The organism is Rhodobacter xanthinilyticus, assembly GCF_001856665.1.
GTDB lineage: Bacteria > Pseudomonadota > Alphaproteobacteria > Rhodobacterales > Rhodobacteraceae > Rhodobacter > Rhodobacter xanthinilyticus.
The window spans coordinates 2,712,209-2,738,136 of the sequence record NZ_CP017781.1 but is presented as its reverse complement, the minus strand read 5'-3'; the positions used below and the strand labels follow the sequence as shown (position 1 = coordinate 2,738,136).

29 protein-coding genes are annotated in these 25,928 nt (G+C 68.6%); 15 read left to right on the top strand and 14 right to left on the bottom strand.

Going from position 1 to position 25,928, the window contains the following annotated elements; translation table 11 throughout:
- Positions 1-63 precede the first annotated feature (63 nt).
- Positions 64-1,413: an MATE family efflux transporter gene (locus tag LPB142_RS13320; protein WP_071166659.1), complete on the top strand. Its 1,350-nt coding sequence runs from the start codon at positions 64-66 to the stop codon at positions 1,411-1,413.
- 7 nt (positions 1,414-1,420) lie between these two features.
- Here LPB142_RS13320 and LPB142_RS13315 read toward each other — a convergent pair whose 3' ends face one another.
- Both LPB142_RS13315 and LPB142_RS13310 read right to left on the bottom strand, forming a co-directional pair.
- Entirely contained in the window at positions 1,421-2,230 is an 810-nt protein-coding gene (locus tag LPB142_RS13315) for an alpha/beta fold hydrolase (protein WP_071166658.1), read from the bottom strand.
- A complete protein-coding gene (locus LPB142_RS13310) occupies positions 2,230-2,829 on the bottom strand; it encodes a 2-hydroxychromene-2-carboxylate isomerase (protein WP_068764934.1) in 600 nt (199 codons plus the stop codon). Before LPB142_RS13310 ends, LPB142_RS13315 begins: the two co-directional genes overlap by 1 nt.
- A gap of 115 nt (positions 2,830-2,944) precedes the next feature.
- Between LPB142_RS13310 and LPB142_RS13305 the strand changes: the two genes are divergently transcribed.
- Together LPB142_RS13305 and LPB142_RS13300 are read left to right on the top strand one after the other, a co-directional pair.
- The gene (locus LPB142_RS13305; RefSeq protein WP_071166657.1) at positions 2,945-3,964 is read left to right on the top strand and encodes a ribose-phosphate pyrophosphokinase; all 1,020 of its coding nucleotides are present in this window, start codon (positions 2,945-2,947) and stop codon (positions 3,962-3,964) included.
- Between the two features lie 48 nt (positions 3,965-4,012).
- Positions 4,013-4,867 (top strand): DMT family transporter, encoded by an 855-nt coding sequence (locus LPB142_RS13300; protein ID WP_071166656.1) that lies wholly within the window; start codon positions 4,013-4,015, stop codon positions 4,865-4,867.
- Here LPB142_RS13300 and LPB142_RS13295 read toward each other — a convergent pair.
- From LPB142_RS13295 to LPB142_RS13285, 3 genes are all read right to left on the bottom strand, one after another.
- Positions 4,864-5,928: a 5-(carboxyamino)imidazole ribonucleotide synthase gene (locus tag LPB142_RS13295; RefSeq protein WP_071167258.1), complete on the bottom strand. Its 1,065-nt coding sequence runs from the start codon at positions 5,926-5,928 to the stop codon at positions 4,864-4,866. The two genes, LPB142_RS13300 and LPB142_RS13295, sit on opposite strands and share 4 nt — an antisense overlap.
- Positions 5,921-6,406, bottom strand: a complete 486-nt coding sequence (purE, locus tag LPB142_RS13290) for a 5-(carboxyamino)imidazole ribonucleotide mutase (protein ID WP_083392691.1) — start codon at positions 6,404-6,406, stop codon at positions 5,921-5,923. Before purE ends, LPB142_RS13295 begins: the two co-directional genes overlap by 8 nt.
- 68 nt (positions 6,407-6,474) lie before the next feature.
- Positions 6,475-6,693, bottom strand: coding sequence for a YdcH family protein (locus tag LPB142_RS13285; RefSeq protein WP_068764930.1), 219 nt, complete (start codon positions 6,691-6,693; stop codon positions 6,475-6,477).
- 198 nt (positions 6,694-6,891) lie between these two features.
- Here LPB142_RS13285 and LPB142_RS13280 point away from each other — a divergent pair, with 198 nt between their 5' ends.
- Positions 6,892-7,314 carry an Hsp20 family protein gene (locus LPB142_RS13280; protein WP_068764929.1) on the top strand — a complete coding sequence of 141 codons (423 nt, stop codon included), beginning with the start codon at positions 6,892-6,894 and terminating at the stop codon, positions 7,312-7,314.
- Positions 7,314-7,541, top strand: coding sequence for a DUF1150 family protein (locus tag LPB142_RS13275; RefSeq protein ID WP_068764928.1), 228 nt, complete (start codon positions 7,314-7,316; stop codon positions 7,539-7,541). Before LPB142_RS13280 ends, LPB142_RS13275 begins: the two co-directional genes overlap by 1 nt.
- A 175-nt stretch (positions 7,542-7,716) precedes the next feature.
- On the opposite strand, the gene LPB142_RS13270 is transcribed toward LPB142_RS13275, so the two are convergent.
- Complete coding sequence (locus LPB142_RS13270) at positions 7,717-9,423, bottom strand: bifunctional sulfate adenylyltransferase/adenylylsulfate kinase (protein WP_068764927.1); 1,707 nt, start codon at positions 9,421-9,423, stop codon at positions 7,717-7,719.
- Positions 9,424-9,698: 275 nt separating this feature from the next.
- The gene (gene trxB, locus LPB142_RS13265; RefSeq protein WP_071166654.1) at positions 9,699-10,640 is read right to left on the bottom strand and encodes a thioredoxin-disulfide reductase; all 942 of its coding nucleotides are present in this window, start codon (positions 10,638-10,640) and stop codon (positions 9,699-9,701) included.
- Between the two features lie 178 nt (positions 10,641-10,818).
- Here trxB and LPB142_RS13260 point away from each other — a divergent pair, with 178 nt between their 5' ends.
- Positions 10,819-11,319 (top strand): Lrp/AsnC family transcriptional regulator, encoded by a 501-nt coding sequence (locus LPB142_RS13260; protein WP_068764925.1) that lies wholly within the window; start codon positions 10,819-10,821, stop codon positions 11,317-11,319.
- A 121-nt stretch (positions 11,320-11,440) separates the two neighbouring features.
- On the opposite strand, the gene LPB142_RS13255 is transcribed toward LPB142_RS13260, so the two are convergent.
- The 4 genes from LPB142_RS13255 to LPB142_RS13240 form a co-directional block, all read right to left on the bottom strand.
- Positions 11,441-12,412 carry a Gfo/Idh/MocA family protein gene (locus LPB142_RS13255; protein ID WP_068764924.1) on the bottom strand — a complete coding sequence of 324 codons (972 nt, stop codon included), beginning with the start codon at positions 12,410-12,412 and terminating at the stop codon, positions 11,441-11,443.
- A gap of 70 nt (positions 12,413-12,482) precedes the next feature.
- The gene (rpoH, locus tag LPB142_RS13250; RefSeq protein ID WP_071166653.1) at positions 12,483-13,382 is read right to left on the bottom strand and encodes an RNA polymerase sigma factor RpoH; all 900 of its coding nucleotides are present in this window, start codon (positions 13,380-13,382) and stop codon (positions 12,483-12,485) included.
- A 170-nt stretch (positions 13,383-13,552) separates the two neighbouring features.
- Positions 13,553-14,818, bottom strand: a complete 1,266-nt coding sequence (locus LPB142_RS13245) for a hypothetical protein (protein ID WP_071166652.1) — start codon at positions 14,816-14,818, stop codon at positions 13,553-13,555.
- Between the two features lie 55 nt (positions 14,819-14,873).
- Positions 14,874-15,923 carry an RluA family pseudouridine synthase gene (locus LPB142_RS13240; RefSeq protein WP_071166651.1) on the bottom strand — a complete coding sequence of 350 codons (1,050 nt, stop codon included), beginning with the start codon at positions 15,921-15,923 and terminating at the stop codon, positions 14,874-14,876.
- Here LPB142_RS13240 and LPB142_RS13235 point away from each other — a divergent pair.
- Together LPB142_RS13235 and LPB142_RS13230 are read left to right on the top strand one after the other, a co-directional pair.
- Positions 15,922-16,230 (top strand): DUF6476 family protein, encoded by a 309-nt coding sequence (locus LPB142_RS13235; protein WP_231878927.1) that lies wholly within the window; start codon positions 15,922-15,924, stop codon positions 16,228-16,230. The two genes, LPB142_RS13240 and LPB142_RS13235, sit on opposite strands and share 2 nt — an antisense overlap.
- Positions 16,227-16,655, top strand: coding sequence for an NUDIX hydrolase (locus LPB142_RS13230; protein ID WP_071166650.1), 429 nt, complete (start codon positions 16,227-16,229; stop codon positions 16,653-16,655). Before LPB142_RS13235 ends, LPB142_RS13230 begins: the two co-directional genes overlap by 4 nt.
- A gap of 123 nt (positions 16,656-16,778) precedes the next feature.
- Here LPB142_RS13230 and LPB142_RS13225 read toward each other — a convergent pair whose 3' ends face one another.
- Positions 16,779-17,024, bottom strand: coding sequence for an accessory factor UbiK family protein (locus tag LPB142_RS13225; RefSeq protein ID WP_068764919.1), 246 nt, complete (start codon positions 17,022-17,024; stop codon positions 16,779-16,781).
- Between the two features lie 157 nt (positions 17,025-17,181).
- On the opposite strand from LPB142_RS13225, the gene lgt reads away from it, so the two are divergent.
- From lgt to LPB142_RS13205, 5 genes are all read left to right on the top strand, one after another.
- Positions 17,182-18,063: a prolipoprotein diacylglyceryl transferase gene (lgt, locus tag LPB142_RS13220; protein WP_071166649.1), complete on the top strand. Its 882-nt coding sequence runs from the start codon at positions 17,182-17,184 to the stop codon at positions 18,061-18,063.
- Positions 18,060-19,169, top strand: a complete 1,110-nt coding sequence (locus tag LPB142_RS13215) for a class I SAM-dependent methyltransferase (protein ID WP_071166648.1) — start codon at positions 18,060-18,062, stop codon at positions 19,167-19,169. The genes lgt and LPB142_RS13215 overlap by 4 nt, the downstream gene beginning before the upstream one ends.
- Positions 19,153-19,914, top strand: a complete 762-nt coding sequence (gene pgeF, locus LPB142_RS13210; RefSeq protein WP_071166647.1) for a peptidoglycan editing factor PgeF — start codon at positions 19,153-19,155, stop codon at positions 19,912-19,914. Before LPB142_RS13215 ends, pgeF begins: the two co-directional genes overlap by 17 nt.
- 236 nt (positions 19,915-20,150) lie before the next feature.
- The gene (locus LPB142_RS19435) at positions 20,151-20,324 is read left to right on the top strand and encodes a hypothetical protein (protein WP_197474191.1); all 174 of its coding nucleotides are present in this window, start codon (positions 20,151-20,153) and stop codon (positions 20,322-20,324) included.
- Between the two features lie 398 nt (positions 20,325-20,722).
- Positions 20,723-21,412: a Hint domain-containing protein gene (locus tag LPB142_RS13205; RefSeq protein WP_068764915.1), complete on the top strand. Its 690-nt coding sequence runs from the start codon at positions 20,723-20,725 to the stop codon at positions 21,410-21,412.
- 42 nt (positions 21,413-21,454) lie between these two features.
- Here LPB142_RS13205 and LPB142_RS13200 read toward each other — a convergent pair whose 3' ends face one another.
- Positions 21,455-23,278, bottom strand: coding sequence for a M3 family oligoendopeptidase (locus tag LPB142_RS13200; RefSeq protein WP_071166646.1), 1,824 nt, complete (start codon positions 23,276-23,278; stop codon positions 21,455-21,457).
- A gap of 86 nt (positions 23,279-23,364) precedes the next feature.
- The gene (locus LPB142_RS13195) at positions 23,365-23,817 is read right to left on the bottom strand and encodes a hypothetical protein (protein ID WP_071167257.1); all 453 of its coding nucleotides are present in this window, start codon (positions 23,815-23,817) and stop codon (positions 23,365-23,367) included.
- A gap of 75 nt (positions 23,818-23,892) precedes the next feature.
- Between LPB142_RS13195 and LPB142_RS13190 the strand changes: the two genes are divergently transcribed.
- Both LPB142_RS13190 and LPB142_RS13185 read left to right on the top strand, forming a co-directional pair.
- Positions 23,893-24,339 (top strand): MarR family winged helix-turn-helix transcriptional regulator, encoded by a 447-nt coding sequence (locus tag LPB142_RS13190; protein WP_068764913.1) that lies wholly within the window; start codon positions 23,893-23,895, stop codon positions 24,337-24,339.
- Between the two features lie 142 nt (positions 24,340-24,481).
- Positions 24,482-25,897 carry a circularly permuted type 2 ATP-grasp protein gene (locus tag LPB142_RS13185; protein WP_068764912.1) on the top strand — a complete coding sequence of 472 codons (1,416 nt, stop codon included), beginning with the start codon at positions 24,482-24,484 and terminating at the stop codon, positions 25,895-25,897.
- Positions 25,898-25,928: the final 31 nt, after the last annotated feature.

The following is a 25,928-nucleotide window of genomic DNA, read 5'->3' as shown; positions in this document are numbered from 1 at the left end:
GGGCGCGGCGCAGGCTAGCCTTGCGCGATGACCTCCCCGCAGCTCCCCCCCGCCCCGGGCCGGATGACCGTCCCCGCCCATTTGCGCGCGCTCCTCGCGCTCGGCCTGCCTTTGGTGGGCTCGAACCTTGCGCAGATGGGCCTGCATGTCACCGATACGATCATGCTGGGCTGGTATGGGGTGCCCGAGCTCGCCGCGGTGGTGCTTGGCGCGGGGTATTTCTTCATCCTCTTCATCCTCGGCTCGGGGTTTTCCTATGCGGTGATGGGGCGCGTCGCGGCCTCGCTCGGCGCGGGCGACGAGGTGCAGGCGCGGCGCGATACGCGGATGGGGCTGTGGCTCTCGATCCTCTTCGCGCTGGGCGTGATGCCCTTGATGTGGGCCTCGGGGCCGATCCTGCGCGCCCTCGGTCAGGAGCCCGCGATCGCCGCCCTCGCGCAGGATTACCTGCGCATCGCGATGCTCGGCATGGTGCCCGCGCTGATCATCGCGGTGCTCAAGGCTCTGCTCTCCGCCCAGGAGCGCACCCAGATCGTGATGTGGGTGACGCTCGCCGGGGTGGGCCTCAACATCGGGCTCAACTGGTTGTTGATCTTTGGCAATTTCGGCGCGCCGGAGATGGGGGTGCGGGGCGCCGCGGTGGCCTCGGTGGTGGTGCAGCTCGTGACCTGCGCCGCGCTCATGGTCTATGCGGGCCATGCGCGGGGGCTGCGCCAGATGGATCTCTTCGCGCGAGTCTGGCGCCCCGATTGGCCGGCCTTCCGCGCGGTGGCGCGGATGGGCTTGCCGATCGGGCTGACCTCGGTCTCCGAGGCGGGGATGTTTCAGGCCTCGGCGCTGATGATGGGCTGGATCGGCACGGTCGAGCTCGCCGCGCATGGCATCGCGCTCGAGCTCGCCTCGCTGACCTTCATGGTCCATATGGGGATCTCGAATGCCGCGACGGTGCGGGTCGGGCGGGCGCTCGGGGCGCGCGACCTCGTGCGGCTGCGCGATGGCGCCTGGATCGCGCAGCTCCTCTCGCTTGGCTTCGGGCTCGCGACGGTGGGGCTGTTTCTCGGCGCGGCGGGGCCGATGATCGGGCTCTTTCTCGATCGGACCGACCCGGCGGCGCCCGAAATCCTCGCTTTCGGCACCAAACTCCTCGCCGTCGCGGCGCTCTTCCAGCTCTTCGATTCGACGCAGGTGATGGCGCTCGGGCTGTTGCGCGGGGTGCATGACACGCGCGTGCCGATGTGGGTCGCGGCGGGGAGCTATTGGCTGATCGGCATCCCGGCGAGCTGGATCCTCGCCTTTCCGCTCGGCTTTGGCGGGGTGGGGCTGTGGTTCGGGCTCGTCATCGGGCTCGCCTGCGTGGCGCTGTCGATGATCGCGCGGTTCTGGCGCGGGCCGTGGCTGCGGCCCGCCGTCTGAGCCGGGTTCACGCCCGTTCGAGGTTCATCGCGATCAGCTCGCGCACCTGGCGCGCATGGGTCACCGGCAGCATATGGCCGCCGCCGGGGATCACCGCGGTGCCCACATCCTGGCACCGCGCGGCCAGCGCCTCGCAGACCCGCGCCACGATCGGCGGGCTCGCATCGCCGCGGATGATCATCACCGGCGCGTCGATCGCCTCGATCCCGCCCGCCCGCACGATCTGGCCCGGGTCGGAGAAATTCGCCGCGCTGATATTGCCAACCATCGGCATTTGTTGACAAAACCGCGCGCGTTGATGCTCGGGCAGCGCCTCCCACGGCACCCCCGCGCCCCAGGCGCCCATGAAGCCGCGCGCCGCGGCCTCGAGGTGGCCGGCGGCGATCTCGGCCTCGAAATGCGCCTGATGGGGGCGCATCTCGGCCCATTCCTCGGTGCCCTCGGCGGCGGCGAAGAGCACCGGCTCGATCAGCGTGAGGCTGCGCACCGCCTCGGGCGCGGCCACCGCGATGCGCAGCGCGACCGAGGCGCCGAAGCTGTGGCCGATCAGATCGACGGGGCGGGTGATGAACGAGGCTGCGATCTGGGTCACGAGCTGCTGGAAGGCGCCGGGCGCGGCGCCCTCGGCCTCCCAAGGCGCCGATTGGCCGTGGCCGGGCTGATCGAAGGCGAGCGTGGTGAGCTCGGTCAAGGGCTCGAGCACCGGCGTCCAGATCTGGCTCGCGCCGAGCGTGCAATGAATCGCGAGCGCCGGGCGGGGGCCCGCGCCGATCTCCTGCCAGAAGATCTCCTGGCCGTGACGGGTATCGCGCGGCATCAGAGCTCTCCCAGATGGGCGTCGAGGAAGTCGAGCCGGTCCTGGCCCCAGAAGCGCTGATCGGTTTCGGCGACGATATAGAAGGGCGAGCCGAAGACGCCGCGGTCAACCGCCTCCTCGAGGTTCTTCTCATAGGCCATCGCGCCGGTGAAGAGCCCGGTGGTGACGAGATCGCCCGAGAACCCGGCGGCGGTGAGCGCGGCGCGGATCACCTCATCCTCGGCGATGTTGCGGTCCTCGACCCAGAGCGCGCGGGCGAGCCCCTGCACGAGCGCGCCGGTATCGCCGCCGCCCGCCTGTTGCGCGGCGATGATCGCGTAAGACGCGGGCGCGGGGTTCGGCGGGTAAAGCGTCGGCTGCGCCAGCATCGGCACGCCAAGCCGCGCGGCCCAGCGGGCGAGCTCCTGGCCGCGGTAGGCCATCCGGCTGGGGTGGCGCGCGGCGGGGCGGGTGCCGCCGGTGCGGTCGAAAAGCCCGAGCAGATCGAGCGGTTTATAGGTCACGGTGGCGCCATGGCGCGCGGCGATGTCCTCCAGCCGGTTGCCCGCGAGATAGGTCCAGGGGCTGAACACGGAGAAAAAGTAATCAATCTGCGCCATAGTGGGCCTTTCCGGGGCTGCGGAGGTTTGCGGGAACGCTAGCCCGGTGTTAAGGCAGGCGCAATCTCCCCCGAATCCGCCGGCTCTGCCCCCGGCGACTGCCGAAAGGTGACCTATGCCTGCCATGACCGAACCGAAACTGATCTCCGGCAATGCCAACAAGCCGCTTGCCAATTCCATCGCGCGCCGGATGTCGATGCATCGGGGCATGTCGGTGGGGCTCGTCGACGCCCGCGTCGAGCGGTTCAACGATCAGGAGATCTTCGTCGAGGTCTATGAGAACGTGCGCGGCGAGGATATGTATATCATCCAGCCGACCTCGAACCCGGCCAATGACAACCTGATGGAGCTGTTGATCATCACCGATGCGCTCAAGCGCTCCTCGGCCGACCGGATCACCGCCGTCATCCCCTATTTCGGCTATGCCCGCCAGGACCGCCGCGCCAAGGCCCGCACGCCGATCTCGGCGAAACTCGTCGCGAACCTGCTCACCGAGGCGGGCGTCGACCGGATCCTGACGCTCGATCTGCATGCCGCGCAGATCCAGGGCTTCTTCGACATCCCGGTGGACAACCTCTATGCCTCGCCGGTCTTCGCGCTCGATATCCTGCATCATTTCAAGGGCCAGCTCGACGATGTGATGGTGATCTCGCCCGACGTTGGCGGCGTGGCGCGTGCGCGCGAGCTCGCCAAGCGGATCAACGCGCCGCTCGCGATCGTCGACAAGCGCCGCGAGAAGGCGGGCGAAGTCGCCGGCATGACCGTGATCGGCGATGTTTCGGGCAAGAAATGCATCATCGTCGACGACATCTGCGACACCGCGGGCACGCTGTGCAAGGCGGCCGAGGTGCTGATGGCGGCGGGCGCGACCGAGGTGCATGCCTATATCACCCACGGCGTGCTCTCGGGCCCGGCGGTCGAGCGCGTCACCAATTCGGTGATGAAATCGCTGGTGATCACCGATTCGATCGAGCCGACCGAGGCGGTGAAGGCCGCGAAGAACATCCGCATCGTGCCGACCGCGCCGATGTTTGCGCAGGCGATCCTGAACACCTGGTCGGGCACCTCGGTCAGCTCGCTCTTCGAGACCGACACGCTGGTGCCGATCTATGAGGGCCTCTACTCGCAGGTCTGATCGACGAAAGTCGTCTTGACGGGGCGCAGGGGGCGGGGACACTGCCTCATGCGCCTCTTTCTTTTGACCACGCTCGTGATGATCGCCTTTGCCGCGAATTCGGTGCTGAACCGGATGGCGGTGGGGGTGGCGGGGCTCGACCCGGGCGTGGCGGGGGCGGTGCGGCTCGGGGCGGGGGCGGCGGTGCTGCTTGTGCTCGCCGTTTGGCGCGGGGGCGGCGGGGTGGCGCGGCCGCGGCCCGCGGTCGCGCTCACCGGGGCGGGCACGCTCTTTCTCTATATCTTCGGGTTTACCGTCGCGAATGGCCGGATCGAGGCCGGGATCGGCGCGCTCATCCTCTTTGGCGCGGTGCAGATCACCATGTTCGCCGCGGGGCTCTTGATGGGCGAGCGGCCGGGGGCGGCGCGCTGGCTCGGCGCGGCGGTGGCCTTTGGCGGGCTTGTCGTGCTCGTCGCGCCGGCGGGGGGCGCGGGGGTCGACCCGCTCGGCGCGGCGATGATGGCGCTCGGTGGGCTCGGCTGGGGGCTCTATTCGCTCAACGGCCGCCGCGCGGGGGCGCCGCTCGCGGCGAGCGCGGTGAATTTCACGCTGGCGCTGCCGCTTGCGCTCGGGTGGGTGGCGCTGCGGGGCGGGGGAGATCTGACCTGGGGCATCTGGCCCGCGCTTCTGTCCGGAGCGGTGACCTCGGGGCTTGGCTATGCGCTCTGGTATGCGGTGGTGCCGCGGCTCGCGCCGAGCCTCGCGGCGGTGGCGCAACTCTCGGTGCCGGTGCTCGCGGCGCTGGGCGGGGCGGCTCTGCTGGGCGAGGTGCCGGGCGGGCGGTTCTGGCTCGCCGCGGCGCTGGTTCTCGGGGGCATCGGGCTGGCGCTGCGCCGCCCGGGGCGGAGCGGCGCGCGGGGTTAGAGCACCCGGTTGATATGGCCCATCTTGCGGCCGGGCTTGGCCTCGGCCTTGCCGTAGAGGTGGATCTGGGTGCGGCCCTCGCGCGCAAACTCCGGCACGCGCGCGACATCTTCGCCGATCAGGTTCAGCATCTCGACATCGGCATAGCGCGCGCCGTCGCCCAAGGGCCAGCCCGCCACCGCGCGGATATGTTGCTCGAACTGGTCGACGGTGCAGCCCGCCTGCGTCCAATGGCCCGAGTTGTGGACCCGCGGCGCGATCTCGTTGACGATCAGCCCGCCCGGCGTGACGAAAAGCTCGACCCCCATGACGCCGACATAGCCGAGCGCGTTGAGGATCCGCGCGGCGATCAGAACCGCATCGGTGCGCAGCGCCTCGGAGAGTTTCGCCGGCACCGTGGTTGTGTGCAAGATCCCGTTTTTATGGACATTTTCGCCCGGGTCATAGCAGGAGACCGCGCCATCGGCGCCGCGCGCGGCGATCACCGAGACCTCGGCGGAGAAGTCGATGAAGCCTTCGAGAACGGCCGTTGCGCCGCCCATCGCGGCGAGCGCCGCGGGCGCATCGGCGGGCGCCATGATCCGCGCCTGACCCTTGCCATCATAGCCGAGCCGGGTGGTCTTCAAGATCCCCGGCGTGCCGATCCGGGCAATCGCGGCCTCGAGGCTCGCGGCGTCGGTCACCTCGGCCCAGGGCGCGGTCGCGAGGCCGATTTCGTTCAGAAAGCTCTTCTCGAGGATCCGGTCTTGCGAGATCGCGAGCGCGCGCCGCCCCGGATGGATCGGCCGCAGGCTCTCGAGCAGGTCGAGCGCCGAGGTCGGGATATTCTCGAATTCATAGGTCACCACATCGACCCCTTCGGCAAAGGCGCGCAGCGCGGCCTCGTCCTCATAGGGCGCGGTATAGACCTTCTCGGCGACATGGCCCGCGGGCGGCGCCGCGCCGGGCTCGTAGATATGGGTCTTGAGCCCCAGCCGCGAGGCCGCGACCGAGAGCATGCGGCCGAGCTGGCCGCCGCCGAGGATGCCGATCGTCGAACCGGGGGGCAGCATCTCACTCATCGGCGGGCTCATCGGGGATCGAGGCGGAGAGCGCCTCGCGCCAGGCATCGAGCCGGGCGGCGAGATCGGGGTCGGAGATCGCGAGGATACCGGCGGCCATCAGCCCGGCATTGGCCGCGCCCGCGGCGCCGATCGCCATCGTCGCGACGGGGAAGCCCTTGGGCATCTGCACGATCGAATAGAGGCTGTCGACGCCCGAAAGCGCGCGCGTTTGCACCGGCACGCCGATCACCGGCACGCGCGTTTTCGAGGCCATCATGCCCGGCAGATGCGCGGCCCCGCCGGCGCCGGCGATGATCACATGCAGCCCGCGCTCGGCGGCGGTCTTGCCATAGCTCCAGAGCCGGTCGGGGGTGCGGTGAGCCGAGACGATCTTCTTCTCGTAAGCCACGCCGAGCTCGTCGAGCACGGTGGCGGCCTCGCGCATGGTCGGCCAGTCCGACTGGCTGCCCATGATGATTCCAACTTTTACGGTCATCCAAATCCCTCCGTCAGGCGGCCGCACTATAGGCGGCCCGGCCCGCAGGGCAAGGGGCCGCGGGCGGCTCAGGCGATGATGTCGGGGGTCAGCCGGTCCTCGATCCGCGCGATCTGGTCCTTGAGCGAGAGCTTCTGCTTCTTGAGGCGCACCAGGCGGAGCTGATCGGGGTGGCCGCTGTCCACCAGCGCGGCGATCGCCACATCGAGATCGCGGTGCTCGCGCCGGAGCATCTCCAGCTTCATGCGGAGCACCTCTTCGGGGTTCATCTCGAGATGGGCGTTCATGGCGGGCTCTGGCTTGCGGCGGGGAGGGCCGAGCGAGTCGGCCAATACCTCCCCACTATAGCAAAGCCGCGCGCCGCGGTAGAAAAAATCACGCATGCGCGGGGCCTTGCAGGGCGCGGGCGGGCCGCCCATATTGAGCCCAAGGGCCGCCGCAGGCGCGGGGCCCGTCTCGCATGTCGCTTTCGGAAGGGCTGCCTGATGACGAAATTGAGCTTTGGGGCGCACCCCTATCTTCTGGGCTTCGATCAACTCGAGCGCCTCGTGGAACGCACGGCCAAGACCGGCGCCGAGGGCTATCCGCCCTATAATATCGAACAATGTGGGCCCGATGCGTTCCGCATCACGCTCGCGGTCGCGGGCTTTGCCGAGGATGATCTCGCGATCACCATGGAGGACCGCGCGCTGGTGATCCGCGGCCGGCAGGCCGAAGACCCGGGCGAGCGGCTCTTTCTCCATCGCGGGATCGCCGCGCGCGCCTTCCAGCGCAGCTTCGTGCTGGCGGAAGGGGTCGAGGTCGCGGGCGCGGCGATGGAGAACGGGCTTTTGCACATCGACCTGACCCGGGCGCAGCCCGAGCCGGTCGTGCAACGGATCCCGATCCGCAACCGGGGGGGGCTGTGATGCACGCGCCTTATGATCTCGGCGCGGGGCCGGAAAACCGCATCGTCTATATCCGCCCGGTCGCGGTGGCCGAGCTGCCTGCGGAGCTGCGCGAGCGCGCGCCCGGCGTCGATAAACTCTACGCGCTCTGTGATGAAAGCGGCGCGCGGCTGGCCTTGGTGACGGACCGCCGCCTCGCCTTCGTGCTCGCGCGCCAGCATGATTTCGCCGCCGTCAGCGTCCACTGACCGCCCGGCCGCGTGCGGGGGGGAGGCGGATTTGTGCGTATTTGGGCCAAGAAGAAGCCCAAGCCGTTTCTTCTTGGCAAAAATACGCAAATCCGCCCTCGTCGCGCGCGCAGCGCTGATCTGAAAGCAAAACGCCCCGGCTCTCACCGGGGCGTTTTTATCTCTGGCGGGCCGATCAGGCCTTGATCAGGCCCATCGCCTCGAGCTTCAGGATCACCTGATGCGCGCAGTGATCGACATCGACGTCAACGGTGTTGACCGCGAGCTCGGGGTTGGCGGGCGCTTCATAGGGGTCGGAGATCCCGGTGAATTCCTTGATCTTGCCTTCACGCGCGAGCTTGTAGAGGCCCTTGCGGTCACGCTTTTCGCATTCCTCGATCGGGGTCGCGACATGGACCTCGACGAAGGCGCCATAGGCCTCGATCATCTCGCGCACGGCGCGGCGGGTCGAGGTATAGGGCGCGATCGGGGCGCAGATCGCGATGCCGCCGTTCTTGGTGATTTCCGAGGCGACATAGCCGATGCGCTTGATGTTGATGTCGCGGTGCTCTTTGGAGAAGCCGAGCTCGGAGGACAGGTGTTTGCGCACCACGTCGCCATCGAGCAGCGTCACCGGGCGGCCGCCCATTTCCATCAGCTTGACCATCAGCGCGTTGGCGATCGTCGATTTGCCCGAGCCCGAGAGGCCGGTGAAGAACACGGTGAAGCCCTGTTTGGCGCGCGGCGGCGAGGTGCGGCGCAGCTCGGTCACCACTTCGGGGAAGGAGAACCACTCGGGGATCTCGAGCCCTTCGCGCAGGCGGCGGCGCAGTTCGGTGCCCGAGATATCGAGCACGGTGCAGCCTTCCGGCACTTCGTTCGCGGGGAAATAGCTCGCCTTTTCCTGCACATAGACCATGTGCTTGAAGTCGACCATGGTCACGCCGATCTCGTCTTCATATTGTTTGAAGAGCTCTTGCGCGTCATAGGGGCCGTAGAAATCGACGCCCTGGCTGTTCTTGCCCGGGCCGGCGTGGTCGCGGCCGACGATGAAATGGGTCACGCCGTGGTTGGCGCGGATCAGCCCGTGCCAGACCGCCTCGCGCGGGCCCGCCATGCGCATCGCGAGGTTCAGAAGCGACATGGTGGTGGTCGATTGCGGGTATTTGTCGAGCACCGCCTCGTAGCAGCGCACGCGGGTGAAGTGATCGACATCGCCCGGCTTGGTCATGCCGACGACCGGGTGGATCAGCAGGTTCGCTTCGGCCTCTTTCGCGGCGCGGAAGGTCAGCTCCTGGTGGGCGCGGTGCAGCGGGTTGCGGGTCTGGAAGGCGACGATCTTGCGCCAGCCGAGCTTGCGGAAATAGGCGCGCAGCTCGTTGGGGGTGTCGCGGCGGGCCTTGAAATCATAGTGGACGGGCTGCTGGATGCCGGTGATCGGGCCGCCGAGATAGACCGGGCCCGCGACATTGTGCAGGTAGTTCACCGCCGGGTGGGCGAGATCATCGGCGCCGAAGACCTTCTCGGCCTCGCGGGCCTTGTTGGGCACCCATTTGTCGGTGACCGAGAGGATCGCGAGGATCACGCCTTCCTGGTCGCGCAGCGCGATATCCTGGCCCGGCGCGATGCCGTCGGCGAATTTCTCCGACACGTCGAGCGTGATCGGCATCGGCCAGAGGCTGCCATCGGCGAGGCGCATGTTCTCGACGACGCCGTCATAATCGGCCTCGCTGAGGAAGCCCTTGAGCGGGTTGAAGCCGCCGTTCATCAGCAGTTCGAGGTCACAGATCTGACGCGGGGTCAGGTCCCATGAAACGAGCTCACCCGCCTCGACTTTGAGTTTCTGGGCGGATTCGTGGGAAACGTAGAGCTCCGGGATCGGGGCGAGATTGGGAAGGGACATCTCTGGACCTGTATCGAGTGCGAAAAAATGGGGTCGGCCCTGCGAAAGGACCGCCAGCTCGAGGTTCGTTATCAACGGAAGTGTGAAGATTTCAAGGAAAATGCCGGCTCGAACGGTGACAAAAGACCGCTTTTGTGGGGCTTTGGGGCGTTGCGGGAGGTTCGCCCGATCGAGAGCGGTGCTCTGGAACCGGGGTTCGCATTCCGCCGGGCAGCGGAGCGGTTGTTCCGCGCGGGCGGGGGGGCGGCGCGGCGGGGGGCCGCGCCGGCGCGGGGTCAGTCCTGCTCGGCGAGCCAGCGTTCGGCGTCGAGCGCGGCCATGCAGCCCATGCCCGCCGAGGTGATCGCCTGGCGATAGGTGTGGTCGGTCAGGTCGCCCGCGGCGAAAACGCCCTCGATCGAGGTGCGGGTGGTGCCGGGCTCGACCCAGACATAGCCGCCCGCATGCAGTTTGAGCTGATCCTTGACGAGCTCGGAGGCGGGCGCATGGCCGATCGCGACGAAAAACCCGTCGCAGGGGATCTCGCGGGTCTCGCCGGTCTTGACGTCCTTCACCCGCACGCCGGTGACGCCCAGCGGCGCCTCGGTGCCGAGGATCTCCTCGACGGTGACGTTCCAGACGACCTCGATCTTGGGGTTCTTGAACAGCCGGTCTTGCAGGATCTTCTCGGCGCGGAAGCCCTCGCGGCGGTGCACGACGGTGACTTTCGAGGCGAAATTGGTCAGGAACAGCGCCTCTTCGACCGCGGTATTGCCGCCGCCGATCACCACCACCTCGCGGCCGCGGTAGAAGAAGCCGTCGCAGGTCGCGCAGGCCGAGACGCCGAAGCCCTTGAATTTCTCCTCCGAGGGCAGGTCGAGCCAGCGCGCCTGGGCGCCGGTGGCGAGGATCACCGCATCGGCCTCATAAACGGTGCCCGAATCGCTTTGCGCGGTGAAGGGGCGGGCGGAGAGATCGAGCGAGGTGATGTAATCGGAGATGATCTCGGCGCCCATCGCGCGGGCGTGCTCCTCCATCTGCACCATCAGATCGGGGCCCTGCACCTCTGTGTGGCCCGGCCAGTTCTCGACCTCGGTGGTGATGGTGAGCTGGCCGCCCGGCTGCAGGCCCTGCACCAGCACCGGCTCGAGCATCGCACGCGCGGAATAAACGGCCGCGGTATAGCCCGCCGGGCCGGAGCCGATGATCAGAACCTTGGATTTCTTCGTCGCGCCCATCGTGGCCTCCTCGTGTTTCCCGCCCGATATAGTGGGCGGGGGCGCGCTCGGAAAGCCCTTGCGCGGAGAGGCGCCGAGGCCAGCCTGCGGCGAATTGCTCTTGCGCCCGACGGTGCGAAATAATATTGCGCCTTTCCCGCGCTGCGGGTAAGTTCCGGCACAATAATCGGAGGTAAGCATGGCCAGCACAAAGCTTGATGAGATCGACCGGAAGATTCTGGCCGAGCTTCAGGCCGACGGGCGGATGACCAACGTCGAGCTGGCCAAACGCGTCGGGATCTCGGCGCCGCCCTGTCTGCGCCGGGTGCGCACGCTCGAGGAAGCGGGCTACATTCGCGGCTATCATGCCGATGTGAACCCGCGCGAGCTCGGCTTCGAGGTGCAGGTCTTCGCGATGGTGCGGCTGCACAGCCAGGCCGAGGCCGACCTGAGCGCCTTCGAGGCGCGCTGCCGGGCCTGGCCGCTCGTGCGCGAATGCCACATGCTCAACGGCGAGATCGATTTCGTGCTGAAATGCGCGGCGCCCGATCTGAGCACCTTCCAGAGCTTCCTGATGGGCGAGCTGACGCCGGCCGACAATGTCGCGAGCGTGAAGACCTCGCTCGTGATCCGCTGCGCGAAGGACGAGCCGGGCGTGCCGTTTGACGTGCTTGAGGAGCGCCTCGCCCGGCTGGCCTGAGGCGCGCCCTCGGGCTCGGTCGGATTTTGCGTATTTTTGCCAAGAAGAAACGGGCTTGGCTTCTTCTTGGCACAAATACGCTGGGGTCCGGGGCAAAGCCCCGGCGGCTGGATGCGGGCGCCTAGATCTCGCCGGCGCGCACCATATCAATCATCGCCTGACCCGCGCGGGCATCTTCGAGATGCCAGGGGTAGGGCGCGCCTTCGCGGATATGGGCGATGAACGCCTCGACCTGCACCACATATTGATTGATATCGGGGAAGCGGCGGGTCTCGGAGGCGTTCTCGCGGTGCAGGGTGACCTGCGCCTCGGCGAAGATGCCGGCGTTGAAGGGCGCGGTCAGGGTGATCCGGCCCTCGGTGCCCTGGAAGGTGACCTCCTGGCGCGGGAAGAGCCGCGTCGAGGTCATCGCGCCGAAGGAAAACCGCCCCAGGGGCCCCGCCATTTCGCCGATCACCTGGGTGCGGGTCTCGACGCCGTTCGCCCGCGCCATCACCGATTTCATCCACACGGGCTCGGCGCCGGTGGCGAAGCGCACGGAGGAATAGGCGTAGACGCCGATATCGGGGAGCGAGCCGCCGCCCATCTCGGGGCGGTTGCGGATATTGGTGGCGTCGTCGTTGAAGAAGGAAAACGCCGCATCGGCGTGGCAGAGCGTGCCGATGCGGCCCTCGGCGAGCCAATCGCGCACGAGCTGCCATTGCGGGTGATGCACGATCATATAGGCCTCGGTGCAAAACCGCCCCGAGGCGTCGCGCGCGGCGATCAGTGGGTCGATCTCCTCGGCGCGCAGCGCGAGCGGCTTTTCGCAGAGCACATGTTTGCCAGCGGCGAGCGCCTTCAGGCTCCACTCGACATGCAGCGTATTGGGCAGCGGGATATAGACCGCCTCGATCTCCGGGTCGGCGAGCAGGGCCTCATAGCTCTCATGGAGCCGCAGGTCGGGCGCAAAGGCCTGAAAGCCCTTGGCTTTTTCGGGCGATGAGGTGGCGAGTGCGACTAGCCGCGCGCCGCGCGCGGCATGGATCGCCGGGCCCATCCGGCGCCGCGCGAAATCCGAGGCGCCGAGAATTCCGAAATTCATCACCTGCATCGCACCCTCCTTGCGGCTTTCGCCCGAGCCTAGCGGCGTGGGCCGGGGGCGGCAAGCGGGGCGCGCTTGGTCAGGCGGGGATCCCCATGCCCTTTTCGCGGGCAAGCTCGCGGATGCGCTTTTGCAGCTTCTCGAAGGCGCGCACCTCGATCTGGCGGATCCGTTCGCGCGAGACGCCATAGGTTTCGGAGAGCTCTTCGAGCGTCACCGGGTCATCGCGCAGGCGCCGCTGCATCAGCACATCGCGCTCGCGTTCGTTGAGCGTATCCATCGCCGAGAGCAAGAGCGCGCGGCGCGCCTGCAGCTCGTCGGCCTCGGCGAAGGCCTCCGCCTGATCGGCATCCTCATCCTCGAGCCAGTCTTGCCATTGCGTCGCGCTGTCGCCCTCGGCCGAGCCGACCTGAGCGTTGAGCGAGGCATCCGCGCCCGCGAGGCGGCGGTTCATATCGACCACCTCCTGCTCGGTCACGTTCAGATCGCGGGCGATCCTGGCGACGTTTTCGGGGCGCATATCGCCGTCTTCATAGGCGCCGATCTTCGATTTCGCCTTGCGCAGGTTGAAAAACAGCTTCTTTTGCGCCGAGGTGGTGCCGAGCTTCACGAGGCTCCACGACCGCAGGATATATTCCTGAATCGCGGCGCGGATCCACCACATCGCATAGGTCGCGAGGCGGAAGCCCTTCTCCGGGTCGAACCGTTTGACGGCCTGCATCAGGCCGACATTCGCCTCCGAGATCACCTCGGCCTGCGGCAGGCCATAGCCCCGGTAGCCCATGGCGATTTTCGCGGCGAGGCGCAGGTGCGAGGTGACGAGCTGGTGCGCGGCCTCCGGGTCCTGATGGTCGGCCCAGCGTTTCGCCAGCATATACTCCTCCTCGGGCTCCAGAAGCGGGAACTTCCGGATCTCCTGCAGGTAGCGGTTGAGACCCTGTTCGGGGCTCGGTGCCGGCAGATTGGCATAACTCGTCATTCAGTCCCTTTCAGACCTGTCGCTTTGGCCCCGAAATGGGGTGACTCGGCGGCGCATTCAACCCTTCTGGGGCGCGCCGCGAAGCGTCTCACGAAAAGCTGAACGGAAGATGAACCGCTTTCCGTCGGCGTTCAAGGGGGCAGGGGCGGGGGCAGGGCGGGGGCGGGGGCTCAGGCGCTGCGGTCGAGCGCCGCGCCGGGCCAGAGCACCTCGGGCGGGCCCTCGCTCAGCTGCACCGCGATCATCCCCGCCGCGGCCACGCCGTGCAGCGTGATCGAGCCCGAGCCGAGGGTGAGGATCAGGCTGTCGTCGCCGCGGCTGAGCGCATAGCTCTCGATCGGCCGGGCGAGACGGATGATCAGCTCGGTCCCGGCGCCGAGCGTCACGGTGTCATGGCCGTCGACCGGGCCGGTGAAGAGCGAGACCGAGCCGCCCTCGAGGAAGATCCGGTCGTCGCCCGCCTCGCCTGCGACGCCGATCGGCCCGGCTGCGGCGATATGGATCTCGTCATTGCCCGCGCCGGCGGAGATCGCGCCGACGGTGGCGCTCGCGGCGAGGCGCGCCTCGGGGGTGGAGAGGTCGGGCACGGGCTCGATCTCGTCGCCCCAGCCGACCCATTGGCGCCCGGCAATGGCCTGCACCTCGATCCGGTCGTTGCCCGCGCCGGCGTAGACCGCGGCGACGAGCCCCGCCGCGATTGTGATCCGGTCATCGCCCGCGCCGCTGTCGATCATGTCGACACGCTCCGCCGCGAGGGTGATCGTATCATCGCCGCCGCCGGTGAAGACGCCCTCGACAAGCGCCGCCGCGATCGTGACGCTATCGGCGCCCGGGCGCGTGGTGGCGTCGCGGGTGTCCTCCTCGGTGAAAATGTTGCGCACCATCCGCGCCGCGATGACCAGCGTGTCGGCGTCGTTGCCGGTGTAGATCTGGCTCACCCGATCGGCCGAGATCGAGAGCGTGTCATCGCCGCCCGCGGTATCGACCTGGGTGACGAGATCGGCGCTGATCGTGACGCGGTCGGCGCGGCGGGCGTCGTTGTAATAATCGGCGGGCGAGAGGCCGGCCTTGAAATCGGTGTAGAGGCCCGCGACGCGCGTGCCCGAAACCGCGAGCGTGAAGCCCCCCGAGAGCCGCGCGGAGCCCGAGGCGAGGGCGGTCACGCCATTGGCCTGCGCGGCGAGCCCGGATGCCGCGGCCTGCGCCGCCACGAGCCGGTCGAGCGCGCGGGTCAGATGTTCGGTGCGCGCGCGCAGGCGCAGGGTCTCGCGCGTGGTCGGCGCGCCCGGCGGGGTCACGAAGACCTCCTCGAGCCAGGCCTGTTTCTCGGCCATCTCGGCCTCTTGCACCGGCAGATCGGCGGCATAGAGGCTCGCCGCGTCGCGCTTCGGGCTCGCGGCGGTGGTCAGGCTGACGGAGGGAATCGAGGAGAGCATCGCACGGGCTCCGGGCAGAACCCGCGCAGAATAGCCGCGCCCGGTTAACGCCCGCTTAAGCGCCCTCGGCCCCTGCCCGCAGCGCCGCCAGCAGCGCCTCGATATCGGCGGGCAGCGGCGAGCTGAAGCTCAGCTCTTCGCCGCTCACCGGATGGAGGAAGCCCAGCGTCGCGGCATGCAGCGCCTGCCGCGGGAAGGCCGCCGCCGCCTCGGCCGCCGCCGCGCCCACCGCCTTGGCCGGCAGCTTGCGCCGCCCGCCATAGGTCGGGTCGCCGATCAGCCCGTGGCCGGCATGGGCCAGATGCACGCGGATCTGATGCGTGCGCCCGGTCTCGAGCCAGCAATCGATGAGCGCCGCGGCGCCGGCGAACGCCTCGACGACGCGGGCGCGGGTGACCGCATGGCGCCCGCCGTGAAAGAGCACCGCCTGACGCTGACGGTCGGTCTTGTGGCGGGCAAGCTGCGAGGTGATCTTGAGGATGTTGCCCGCCTCGAAGCTCACCCCCGGCGTGCCGCGCAGCCGCGGGTCGGAGGCCTCGGGCACGCCGGTGCAGACCGCAAGATAATGGCGGTGGACGCTGTGCTTCTCGAATTGCGCCGCAAGGCCGTGATGCGCCCGATCGGATTTCGCGACGACGAGCAGCCCCGAGGTTTCCTTGTCGATGCGGTGCACGATCCCCGGCCGCGCCTCGCCGCCCACGCCGGAGAGCTTGCCGCCGAAATGATGCAAGAGCGCGTTGACGAGCGTGCCGTCCTCCGAGCCGGGCGCGGGGTGCACGACCATCCCCGCGGGCTTGTCGATGACGATCAGATCCGCGTCCTCCCAGAGCACGGTGAGCGGGATCTCCTGCGCCAAAGTCTCGACGCTGCGCGGTGGCTCGAGCGCGATCTGATAGATCTCGCCGGGGGCGACGCGCGCCTTCTGATCGGTTACCGCCACGCCGTCGCGCGTCACCGCGCCCTCGGCGATCATCCGCGCCAGCCGCGAGCGCGAGAGCGCCGCCTCCTCTGGCACAATCGCCGCCAAGGCCTTATCAAGACGGTCGAAGGGAGGGTTTCCGTCCTCTCCGGCCTCGATTTCCAGCCGCAGGATGCGTTCTTCCATGTCCGACATGATGCCTTCCGATCCGCCCCCGCTGCCCGAGGTGCGCTTTCTCAAATTGCTGGTGACGGCGCTGGCGGTCACGATGATCGCAGGGCTTATAACCATCGTCGCGCTGCTTGTCATCCGCCTGCCGGCCCAAGGGCGCGCGCCCGCGCTGCCCGCCGCGATCACCCTGCCCGAAGGCGTCACCGCGCTCTCGGTCAGCTTCGCCGAGGGCCGCGTCGTGGTGCTGGGCCAGGGCGGCGAGGTGCTCCTCTACTCCCCCGAGGGCGCGCTCCTCGGCCAGACCCGGCTCAGCGCGCCATGAGCGCGCCGGTGCCGCGGCTGGGCGTGCTCGCCGTCGCGCTGAATGCCTCGGCCAGCGAAGTGCTTCTGGTGCGCCGCGCCAACCCGCCCGATCAGGGGCTGTGGGGCTTTCCCGGCGGCAAGGTCGATTGGGGCGAGACCGTCGAGGCGGCCGCCGCGCGCGAACTGGCCGAGGAAACCGGCCTCACCGCCCGCCCCGGCGCGATCCTCGGCCAGACCGATGCGATCAGCCACGATGCCACAGGCGCCGTCGCCTTCCATTACCACCTCGTCGCGGTCGCCTGCCACGGCGCAACCGGCGCGCCCACCGCCGCCGATGACGCGCTCGAGGCCGCCTGGGTGCCCGTTGAAACCGTGCTCGCCCGCGCCCTGCCGATGTCGGCGCGCGTCGACGAGGTGCTCGCCCGCGCCCTCACGGCGCGCTGACGCCGCCTTTCATCTTGCCCCAAATATCCCCGCCGGAGGCTCCGCCCGCAAAACCCGCGCCCCGCCGGGCATGAAAAAACCGGGCCGAACCGACCCGGTTTGCGATCTCGCGCGGCAAGGGCCTCAGCCCGCCTTCGCCTCCAGCGCCTCGAGCCGGGCCTTGAGCGCCTCATTCTCCTCGCGCGCCTTCGCCGCCATCGCCTTCACCGCGTCGAATTCCTCGCGGGTGACGAAATCGCGGTCGGCCAGCCAGCGATCCATCCAGCTCTTCATCGCGGTCTCGGCTTCGGTCTTGGCGCCCTGCGCCACGCCCATCGCATTGGTCATCAGCTTGGACATTTCGTCGAACAATTTGTTGGGCGCTTGCATCGCTTTCTCCGCTTGGCTCCGCTTTCTCCCTATATGCGCAGGGATCCGCCCCGAGACAAGGCCCCGCAGAGCCAAGACCCCCCAGGCGCCGCCGCGCCCGGGTGGTTGACTTCGCCGCGCACTCAAGGCTTTCTCCGCCCCGACCCAGGAGGAGCTCATGGCCATTCCCTTCCCCGAGATCGACCCCAACGCCTTCGTCATCCCCGGGATCGACCTGCCGATCCGCTGGTATGCGCTGGCCTATATCGTCGGGCTCGTCGCGGGCTGGCGGATCATCGCGGGGCTGATGGAGCGCCCGAAACTCTGGGGCGGGGTGGCGCCGATGCGCCCGGGCCAGGTCGAGGACCTGCTCACCTGGGTGATCCTCGGCGTGGTGCTCGGCGGGCGGCTGGGCTTCGTGGCCTTCTACCAACCCGGCTATTACCTCGCCAACCCCTTGGAAATCCTCAAGGTCTGGCAGGGCGGCATGTCCTTCCACGGCGGCTTCCTCGGCGTCGTGGTGGCGATCGCGCTCTATTGCCGGCGCAATGCGCTGCCCACGCTGTCGGTGGCCGATGCCGCGGCGCTGGTCGCGCCGATCGGGCTCTTCCTCGGGCGGCTTGCGAATTTCATCAAGCCCGAGCTCTGGGGCCGGCCGACCGATGCGCCCTGGGGGGTGATCTTCCCGGTGCCCGAGGCGCAGCTCTGCGGGGCCTGGGCGGGCCAGGTCGACGGCGCCTGCGCGCGCCACCCCTCGCAGCTCTACGAGGCCGGGCTCGAGGGGCTTTTGCTCTTCGCGGTGCTCTGGCTGATGATGCAGGCCGGCGCGCTCGCCCGCCCGGGGCGGATCTTCGGCGCCTTCCTCGCGGGCTACGGGCTCGCGCGCGGCTTTGTCGAGCTCTTCCGCCAGCCCGATGCGCAATTCGCCTCCGACACCAACCCGCTGGGCTACGCGCTGCAATTCGGCGCGGGCGGGCTGACCATGGGCCAGATCCTCTCGATCCCGATGGTTCTGGTCGGCGTCTGGCTGATCGTGCGGGCGCGCGAGGCGCGGGCATGACGCCCTTGGGCGAGATCCTCGCGCGGCGGATCGCCGCCGAGGGGCCGATGCGGCTCGATCATTTCATGGCCGAGTGCCTCTTGAACCCCGCGCATGGCTATTACGCCACCCGCGACCCGTTCGGCACGGCGGGCGATTTCATCACCGCGCCCGAGATCAGCCAGATGTTTGGCGAGATGCTGGGCCTTGCGCTGGCGCAGGTCTGGATCGACCAAGGCCGGCCCGCGCCCTTCCTGCTCGTCGAGCCGGGGCCGGGGCGGGGCACCTTGATGGCCGATATGCTGCGCGCGATCGGCTCGGTGCCGGGCATGGCGGCGGCCGCGCAGGTGCATCTGATCGAGGCCTCGGCCACCTTGCGAGAGATCCAGGCCGCGCGCCTCGCGGGCCACCCGGTCACCTGGCACGAGAGCGCCGCGAGCCTGCCCGAGGGGCCGGTCTTCCTCGTCGCGAACGAGTTTCTCGACGCCCTGCCGATCCGCCAGTTCGAGCGCCGCGGCCCGGCCTGGTGCGAGCGTCAGGTCGGGCTCGGCCCCGCGGGCGGGCTTGCCTTCGGGCTCACCCCGCCGATGGAGGTGGCCGCGCTCGGCCCGCGTCTGGCCGACACGCGCGAGGGCGATGTGGTCGAGCTCTGCCCCGCCGCGCCGCCCTTCGTGGCCGAGATCGCGGCACGGATCGCGGCCCATGGCGGGGTCGCGATCTTTCTCGATTACGGCCATTGGCAAAGCCTCGGCGATACGTTTCAGGCGCTGCGCGGCCATGCGCCGGTCGACCCGCTGGCCGAGCCCGGCGCGGCCGATCTGACCGCGCACGTCGCCTTCGCGCCGCTCGCGCGCGCCGCCCGTGCCGTGGGCGCCGAGGTCTCGGCGATGACCGCGCAGGGCGTGCTGCTCGAGCGCCTCGGCATCACCGCGCGCGCCCAAAGCCTCGCGCGCGGGCTGACGGGCGCCGCGCTCGAGGCCCATATCGCCGCGCATCGGCGCTTGACCCACCCCGCGGAAATGGGTCAGTTGTTCCAAACGCTCGCGATCTTCCCCCGGACCGCGCCGCTGCCCCCGGGCTTCGACGCGGCCAGCTCCTCGAGGCCCTCCGATGTCGACCACGCTTGAAATCCTGACGTCTCAAGCCCTTGAGGGCGTCGCGCATGGGTTCTTCACCCGCAAGGGCGGCGCCTCTTCGGGGGTGTTTTCCGGGCTCAACTGCGGCCATGGCTCGAGCGATCTGACCGGCGCGGTCGATGTCAACCGCGCGCGCGTGGCCGCCGCGATGGGCGTCGCGCCCGAGCGGCTGATCGGCGTGCATCAGATCCATTCCCCCGATGTCGCGACCGTCACCGGCCCGCTCACCGAACCCGTGCGCGCCGATGCGATCGTGACCGCGACGCCGGGGCTCGCTCTCAGCGTCCTCACCGCCGATTGCGAGCCGGTGCTCTTTGCCGACCGTGCCGCGGGGGTGATCGGCGCGGCCCATGCCGGCTGGCGCGGCGCGCTCGAGGGGGTGCTCGAGGCCACCGTCGCCGCGATGGAGGCGCTCGGCGCCGAGCGCGCCAATATCACCGCCGTCATCGGGCCGTGCATCTCGCAGCGCGCCTATGAGGTCGGCCATGATTTCATGGAAAACTTCCTCGTCGAAGACCCGGACTATGCGCGCTTCTTCGCGGGCGGGCCGAACGGCAAGCCGATGTTCGATCTGCCCGCCTTCGGGCTTTACCGGCTGCGCGCGGCCGGGGTGGGCGCAGCCGAATGGACGCGGCATTGCACCTATTCCGACCCGGAGCGCTTCTATTCCTTCCGTCGCGCGACTCACGCGGGCGAGGCCGATTACGGGCGGCTGATCTCGGCGATCCGGCTCTGAGGCGGATCCCGGCAATTTTCATCAAATTGCCTCAATTTTGACGCGGCTCCCCGGCGGGGCCGCGTTTTTTGCTGATTTTTTCGGGTTTCGAAACAATCGCCCTGCCATATTTCCGGCGCGGGCGGCGCGAAAATTCCATCAAACTTGCCAAAACCTTGCCGCAATGGGGCGCGATAAAGGGTCATCCGGGCGACAGACCCGAAACAAACCCACGAGCACCAGAGCAGGAGCCGACCATGACCGTTTCCAACACCACCCCCCGCTGGATGAAATCGGTGATCCGCGACGCCGCGAAGACCGAGGTCGTGATGCCCTGGGCCCGGGGGCCGCGCCGCGCCGAGATGATCGCGCGCCGCGCCGAACGTGAAATTCCGCGTGCCCTCTCGGCGCGGGCGCTGCGCGCCAGCTGAGACCGCCGCGAGCGGCCGGGGGCTGCCACCCCCGGACCGCGCCTTTCCCGAAGACCGATTCGCCGCGAAAGATGGCGAAATTTCGGCAAATGTGGCGCCCGTGTGGCGCCCCGGGCCGCGCCCCGAAACAGTCCCTGCGCCACGCGCCGGACTGATGCGCAATCCGCCGTAATTACAGCAAAAATTTGACGAAACTGCGCGCAGAGGGCATCTTGGCCTTGTCTCTCTGCAACCGGTGGGGGCCGCCGCAGATGTGACCAGACCGAAAGGCTGATCGCATGTCGTTTCCTCACCGCTCCGCGGCTGGGCTCTCGCAGCCCGAAGCGGGGAAAGTTGTATCTGTTCCGGCCCAACTTCCACGGGCCACGCTGGGTTCTGACCGGCGGCCTCTGCGCGCGATGCCTCTGACGCGCCGTTACGAGGCCGCCTGGCTCACCCCCAACGGATTGATCGAGAATTCCACCCGTCTGGCGCCGGCCACACCCCTCTTCGAGGAGGCGTTCTCGGCGCTTGCCCGGGGCGCGGTTGTCGCCACCGAGGAGGGCCCCGTCGCGGTCGAAGACCTCGTGCCGGGGATGCGCGCGCTCACCGCCGAGGGGCGGGTCGAGACGATCACCTGGATCGGCTCGATGATGCTCTACCCCGGCGCGGGCGCCGAGGAGGGCGAGGCCGTCAGCCTGACGCGGATCACCTCGGATGCGCTCGGCGTTGGGCGGCCGAGCCCCGACCTTCTGCTCGGGGCGCGGGCGCGGATCTGTCTGCGCGATGCGCGGCTGCGCCGGGCGACGGGGCTCGAGGCGGCCTATGTGCCCGCCCGCGCCTTCATCGACGGGGTTTCGGTGATCGAGGTCACCCCCGTCGCGCCGGTCACGGTCTATCATGTCGTGCTCGCCCGGCAGGGCAGCCTGCGCGTGGCCGGGCTCGAGGTGGAGAGCTACCACCCGGGCGAGGGGCTCGCGGAGATGGTCGAGCCGCGGATGCTCAGCCTCTTCGGCGCGCTCTTCCCCCAGATCGAGAGCCTGCGCGACTTTGGCCCGCCGCTGCACCCGAGGCTCACCCGGTTCGAGGTGGAAAGCCTCTGGGACTGAGCCCAAAAGCAAAAGCCCCGCCGGTTGGCGGGGCTTTGTCGCTCAGGCCTCCATCGCCTCGAGCTCGTCGATGAAGCCCGCGATCATGTCGAGGCCCTTTTGCCAAAACGCCGGGTCGGAGGCATCGAGCCCGAAAGGCGCGAGCAGCTCCTTGTGGTGTTTCGAGCCGCCCGCCTTCAGCATGTCGAAATATTTCGCCTGAAACTCCGGCAGGCCGCCCGCATAGGCCGCGTAAAGCGCGTTCACCAGCCCGTCGCCGAAGGCATAGGCGTAGACATAGAAGGGCGAGTGGACGAAATGCGGGATATAGGCCCAGAAGGTCTCGTAGCCCGGCATGAACTCGAACGCCGGCCCCAGGCTCTCGGCCTGCACCGACATCCACAGCGCATTGATATCCTCGGGCGTCAGCTCGCCCGACGCGCGCGCGGCATGGAGCTTGCACTCGAAATCGTAGAACGCGATCTGGCGCACGACGGTGTTGATCATGTCCTCGACCTTGCCGGCGAGCAGCGCCTTGCGCTCGGCCGGGGTCTTGGCGGCGTCGAGGAGCGCGCGGAAGGTCAGCATCTCGCCGAAGACCGAGGCGGTTTCGGCGAGCGTCAGCGGCGTCTGGCTCAGCATCTCGCCCTGGCCCGCGGCCAGAACCTGGTGCACGCCATGGCCGAGCTCATGGGCGAGCGTCATCACATCGCGCGGCTTGCCGAGGTAATTCAGCATCACATAGGGGTGCACGGTGGTGACCGTCGGGTGGGCGAAGGCGCCGGGCGCCTTGCCGGGCTTCACCCCCGCGTCGATCCAGCCCTTCTCGAAGAACGGCCGCGCGATCTCGGCCATCTCGGGGGCGAAGGCGGCATAGGCGCCCATCACGGTCGCCTGCGCCTCATCCCATTTGATCGTGCGCGGCGCCTCGGTCGGCAGCGGCGCGTTGCGATCCCAGATCTGCAGCTTCTCGAGCCCGAGCCAGCGCGCTTTGAGCGCATAATAGCGGTGCGAGAGGCGCGGATAGGCCGCCACGACCGCATCGCGCAGCGCCGCGACGACCTCGGGCTCGACATCGTTGGAGAGGTGGCGCGCGGTCTGCGGGGTCGGCATCTTGCGCCAGCGGTCCTCGATCTCCTTTTCCTTGGCGAGCGAATTGTGCACGCGCGAGAAGATCTTGAGGTGGGCGGTGAAGACGCGGGCGAGCTCATGGGCCGCGGCCTCGCGTTTGGCGCGGTCGTGGTCGGAGAGGAGCGTGGTCGCCGCTTCGAGGCTCATCACCTCGCCGTCGATGGTGAATTCGAGCCCGGCGGTGGTTTCGTCAAACAGCCGGTTCCAGGCGGCGGCGCCGACAACCGATTGATCGTGCAGGAATTTCTCCAGCTCGTCGGAGAGCTGATAGGGTTTCATCGCGCGCATCCGGTCGAAGACGGGCTTGTAGCGGGCCAGCGCCGGATCGGCGAAGACCGCCTCATAGCGCGCGTCGTCGATGCGGTTGAACTCGAGCGAGAAGAACACGAGCGGCGTGGTGAAGGTGGTGATCCGGTCCTGCGCATCGGCCATCAGCTTGGCGCGGGTGGCGTCGACGGTGTTCTGGTAATAGCGCAGGCCCGCGTAAGACATGATCCGCCCGGCGGTGGTCTCGATCGCCTCGTAGCGGCGGATGCACTCGGCCATCGCCGGCGCGTCGAGGCCGGCGAGCTTGCCCTCGTAAGCGGCCGCGAAGGCCGCGCATTCGGTCTCGAGCCAGGCCATGTCGGCGGCATATTCGGGCGCGTCGGGGGCGGTGTAGAGGTCGCTCAGATCCCAATCGGGCAGGGTGCCGAAGGCGCCAGGGCCAGAGCCGGCTTCGGCGTCGAGAACGGGGCGGGGCAGGGGAAACGTCATGGCGGCCTCTCTTGTTGACCCCTAAGACATAGGGCGCCCCGGGGGGGTGGGGCAAGGGGCGCCGCCGTTCAGGCCGCGCCCGGCGGTCAGGCGGCGGCGGGCCGCGCGGGGCGCCGCATCTTCAGCCCGTCGCGCAGGTTCAGCCCGAGGAGCAGCACATTGGTGAGCGCGGCGAGCGTCTCGATCCGGGTCAGGAGCGCGAACCGCCCCTCGACCATGCCGCGCGCCGCGAGCCACCAGAGCGCCACCGCGAGCGGCAGAAGGACCACAAGCCCGAGCGCCGCCACCGCCTGCATCCGGCGCATCTTCGCCGCAAGGAGTGGCCCGCGCCGCCCGCGCCCGAGCCAGGCGCCCGAGCCCCCCGCGAGCGCCAGCGCCGGCACGAGGAGAAGCGCGACCACCCAGAGCGCGGCGGCCCGGCTGGCGGCGAGATCGGCGGCATAGCCGGTCTCGGCGAGGGCGAGGAAGGTTTGCAGCCCGAGGATGGTGACAAGGGCGAGGCCGCCCGCGGCGGCGTGAATTTTGGGGAGGGGGGACATCGGGATCTCCATGATAGATAGGGTACTATGTAGTATTCGCTTGAATAGCCTGCTATGCAAGTCTAATCTCGGCCCATGTCTGACAGCTCTCCCCCCGCCTTCGAAAAGGCCCGCTCGCCGGGCTATCTGGTCAACCGCCTCGCGCGGCTCTTTGCCAACCGGCTGGCGGCGGCGATCCGCCCGCTCGGGCTTGCGCCGGCGCAGTTCATGACGCTTCTCGAGCTCTGGGAGGAGGACGGGCTGACCCAGGCCGAGCTCGTCGCGCGGCTGGCGGTCGAACAGGCGACGATGGCGGGCACGGTGGCGCGGATGGAGCGCGACGGGCTGATCGAGCGGCGCCCGCATCCGGTCGACCGGCGCGCCCAGACGCTGCATCTGACCGCGCGCGCGCGCGCCCTGCGCGGCCCCGCGACGGCGGCGGCGGCCGAGGTCAACGCCCGCGCGCTCGCGGGGCTCGAGGCGCGCGACGGGCAGGTTCTGCTCGATTTGATCACCCGGATGGCGGGCAATCTGGCCGATTGACTCAATTGCCGCCCAAAAATTAGGCGATATGCACGGTTTTGGGCGTTTTTGACGGGTCGGCACCGGGCAAGCGCGGGGCATAGCTTCCGCTCGCCCGAGGGGCTGCCTAATCTGAGGGCAAGGCCGGAGGAATCAACGCCCGATGAGCACCACCTATTTCAACGAAATGTACGACAACGGTCACGTCCGCGAGCCCTATGCCCGGCTCGAGGATTGGACCAACGCGATGCCCGCCGAATTGCGCCAGATGAAACAGGCCGAGGCGGAGGCGCTGTTCCGGCGCATCGGCATCACTTTCGCGGTCTATGGCGAGGGCGGCGACCCGGATCGGCTGATCCCTTTCGACATGTTCCCGCGCGTCTTCACCCAGTTCGAATGGCGCCGGCTCGAGCGCGGCATCAAGCAGCGCGCCCGTGCGCTCAACGCCTTCCTGCTCGATGTCTATGGCCGCGGCGAGATCGTCCGCGCGGGCAAGATCCCGGCGAAACTCGTCTATCAGAACGAGGCCTTCGAGCGCGCCGTGGTCGGCTTCACCCCGCCGCGCGGGATTTATTCGCATATCGTCGGCATTGATCTGGTGCGCACCGGGCCCGATGAATTCTTCGTGCTCGAGGACAATTGCCGCACGCCGTCGGGGGTCTCCTACATGCTGGAGAACCGCGAGATCATGATGCGGATGTTCCCCAACCTGTTCCGCGAGAACCGCATCGAGCCGGTCGACGGCTATGCCGATGCGCTGCGCCGCACGCTCGCAAGCGTGGCGCCGGCGCGCTGCGACCGCGAGCCCACGGTGGCGATCCTGACGCCCGGCCATTTCAACTCGGCCTATTACGAGCACAGCTTCCTCGCGGATCTGATGGGGGTCGAGCTCGTCGAGGGCGCCGATCTCTTCGTCGAGGGCGGCTTTGTCTGGATGCGCACCACCGAGGGGCCGAAGAAGCTCGACGTGATCTATCGGCGCATCGACGACAGCTTCCTCGACCCGCTGTGCTTCCGCCCCGACAGCATGCTCGGCGTGCCGGGGCTGATGGATGTCTACCGCTCGGGCGGCGTGTCGATCTGCTCGGCGCCGGGCGCGGGCGTGGCCGATGACAAGGCGGTCTACACCTTCGTGCCGGAGATGATCCGCTTCTATCTCGGCGAGGAGCCGATCTTGCAAAACGTGCCGACCTGGCAATGCGCCAAGCCCGACGAATGCAAGTATGTGCTTGAAAACCTTGGAGACCTCGTCGTGAAAGAGGTCCATGGCTCGGGCGGTTACGGCATGCTCGTCGGGCCGAAATCGACCAAGGACCAGATCGAGACCTTCCGCATCAAGATCACCGAAGACCCGCAGAATTACATCGCGCAGCCGACGCTCGCGCTCTCGACCACGCCGACCTTCGTCGAGGAGGGGATCGCGCCGCGCCATGTCGATCTCCGGCCCTATTGCCTCGTGGGCGAGAAGATCGAGCTGGTGCCGGGCGGGCTCACGCGGGTCGCGCTGAAGGAGGGCTCGCTCGTCGTGAACTCCTCGCAGGGCGGCGGCGTGAAGGACACCTGGGTTCTGGCGGAGTGAGGCGATGCCCAAGGATCGTTTCGCAAGCCAC

Excerpts from the sequence above, each read along its gene's own strand:
- LPB142_RS13320 (WP_071166659.1), top strand. The coding sequence starts at position 64 with ATGACCGTCCCCGCCCATTTGCGCGCGCTCCTCGCGCTCGGCCTGCCT.
- LPB142_RS13315 (WP_071166658.1), bottom strand. The coding sequence starts at position 2,230 with ATGCCGCGCGATACCCGTCACGGCCAGGAGATCTTCTGGCAGGAGATC.
- LPB142_RS13310 (WP_068764934.1), bottom strand. The coding sequence starts at position 2,829 with ATGGCGCAGATTGATTACTTTTTCTCCGTGTTCAGCCCCTGGACCTAT.
- LPB142_RS13305 (WP_071166657.1), top strand. The coding sequence starts at position 2,945 with ATGCCTGCCATGACCGAACCGAAACTGATCTCCGGCAATGCCAACAAG.
- LPB142_RS13300 (WP_071166656.1), top strand. The coding sequence starts at position 4,013 with ATGCGCCTCTTTCTTTTGACCACGCTCGTGATGATCGCCTTTGCCGCG.
- LPB142_RS13295 (WP_071167258.1), bottom strand. The coding sequence starts at position 5,928 with ATGAGTGAGATGCTGCCCCCCGGTTCGACGATCGGCATCCTCGGCGGC.
- purE (WP_083392691.1), bottom strand. The coding sequence starts at position 6,406 with ATGACCGTAAAAGTTGGAATCATCATGGGCAGCCAGTCGGACTGGCCG.
- LPB142_RS13285 (WP_068764930.1), bottom strand. The coding sequence starts at position 6,693 with ATGAACGCCCATCTCGAGATGAACCCCGAAGAGGTGCTCCGCATGAAG.
- LPB142_RS13280 (WP_068764929.1), top strand. The coding sequence starts at position 6,892 with ATGACGAAATTGAGCTTTGGGGCGCACCCCTATCTTCTGGGCTTCGAT.
- LPB142_RS13275 (WP_068764928.1), top strand. The coding sequence starts at position 7,314 with ATGCACGCGCCTTATGATCTCGGCGCGGGGCCGGAAAACCGCATCGTC.
- LPB142_RS13270 (WP_068764927.1), bottom strand. The coding sequence starts at position 9,423 with ATGTCCCTTCCCAATCTCGCCCCGATCCCGGAGCTCTACGTTTCCCAC.
- trxB (WP_071166654.1), bottom strand. The coding sequence starts at position 10,640 with ATGGGCGCGACGAAGAAATCCAAGGTTCTGATCATCGGCTCCGGCCCG.
- LPB142_RS13260 (WP_068764925.1), top strand. The coding sequence starts at position 10,819 with ATGGCCAGCACAAAGCTTGATGAGATCGACCGGAAGATTCTGGCCGAG.
- LPB142_RS13255 (WP_068764924.1), bottom strand. The coding sequence starts at position 12,412 with ATGCAGGTGATGAATTTCGGAATTCTCGGCGCCTCGGATTTCGCGCGG.
- rpoH (WP_071166653.1), bottom strand. The coding sequence starts at position 13,382 with ATGACGAGTTATGCCAATCTGCCGGCACCGAGCCCCGAACAGGGTCTC.
- LPB142_RS13245 (WP_071166652.1), bottom strand. The coding sequence starts at position 14,818 with ATGCTCTCCTCGATTCCCTCCGTCAGCCTGACCACCGCCGCGAGCCCG.
- LPB142_RS13235 (WP_231878927.1), top strand. The coding sequence starts at position 15,922 with ATGTCCGACATGATGCCTTCCGATCCGCCCCCGCTGCCCGAGGTGCGC.
- LPB142_RS13240 (WP_071166651.1), bottom strand. The coding sequence starts at position 15,923 with ATGGAAGAACGCATCCTGCGGCTGGAAATCGAGGCCGGAGAGGACGGA.
- LPB142_RS13230 (WP_071166650.1), top strand. The coding sequence starts at position 16,227 with ATGAGCGCGCCGGTGCCGCGGCTGGGCGTGCTCGCCGTCGCGCTGAAT.
- LPB142_RS13225 (WP_068764919.1), bottom strand. The coding sequence starts at position 17,024 with ATGCAAGCGCCCAACAAATTGTTCGACGAAATGTCCAAGCTGATGACC.
- lgt (WP_071166649.1), top strand. The coding sequence starts at position 17,182 with ATGGCCATTCCCTTCCCCGAGATCGACCCCAACGCCTTCGTCATCCCC.
- LPB142_RS13215 (WP_071166648.1), top strand. The coding sequence starts at position 18,060 with ATGACGCCCTTGGGCGAGATCCTCGCGCGGCGGATCGCCGCCGAGGGG.
- pgeF (WP_071166647.1), top strand. The coding sequence starts at position 19,153 with ATGTCGACCACGCTTGAAATCCTGACGTCTCAAGCCCTTGAGGGCGTC.
- LPB142_RS19435 (WP_197474191.1), top strand. The coding sequence starts at position 20,151 with ATGACCGTTTCCAACACCACCCCCCGCTGGATGAAATCGGTGATCCGC.
- LPB142_RS13205 (WP_068764915.1), top strand. The coding sequence starts at position 20,723 with ATGCCTCTGACGCGCCGTTACGAGGCCGCCTGGCTCACCCCCAACGGA.
- LPB142_RS13200 (WP_071166646.1), bottom strand. The coding sequence starts at position 23,278 with ATGACGTTTCCCCTGCCCCGCCCCGTTCTCGACGCCGAAGCCGGCTCT.
- LPB142_RS13195 (WP_071167257.1), bottom strand. The coding sequence starts at position 23,817 with ATGTCCCCCCTCCCCAAAATTCACGCCGCCGCGGGCGGCCTCGCCCTT.
- LPB142_RS13190 (WP_068764913.1), top strand. The coding sequence starts at position 23,893 with ATGTCTGACAGCTCTCCCCCCGCCTTCGAAAAGGCCCGCTCGCCGGGC.
- LPB142_RS13185 (WP_068764912.1), top strand. The coding sequence starts at position 24,482 with ATGAGCACCACCTATTTCAACGAAATGTACGACAACGGTCACGTCCGC.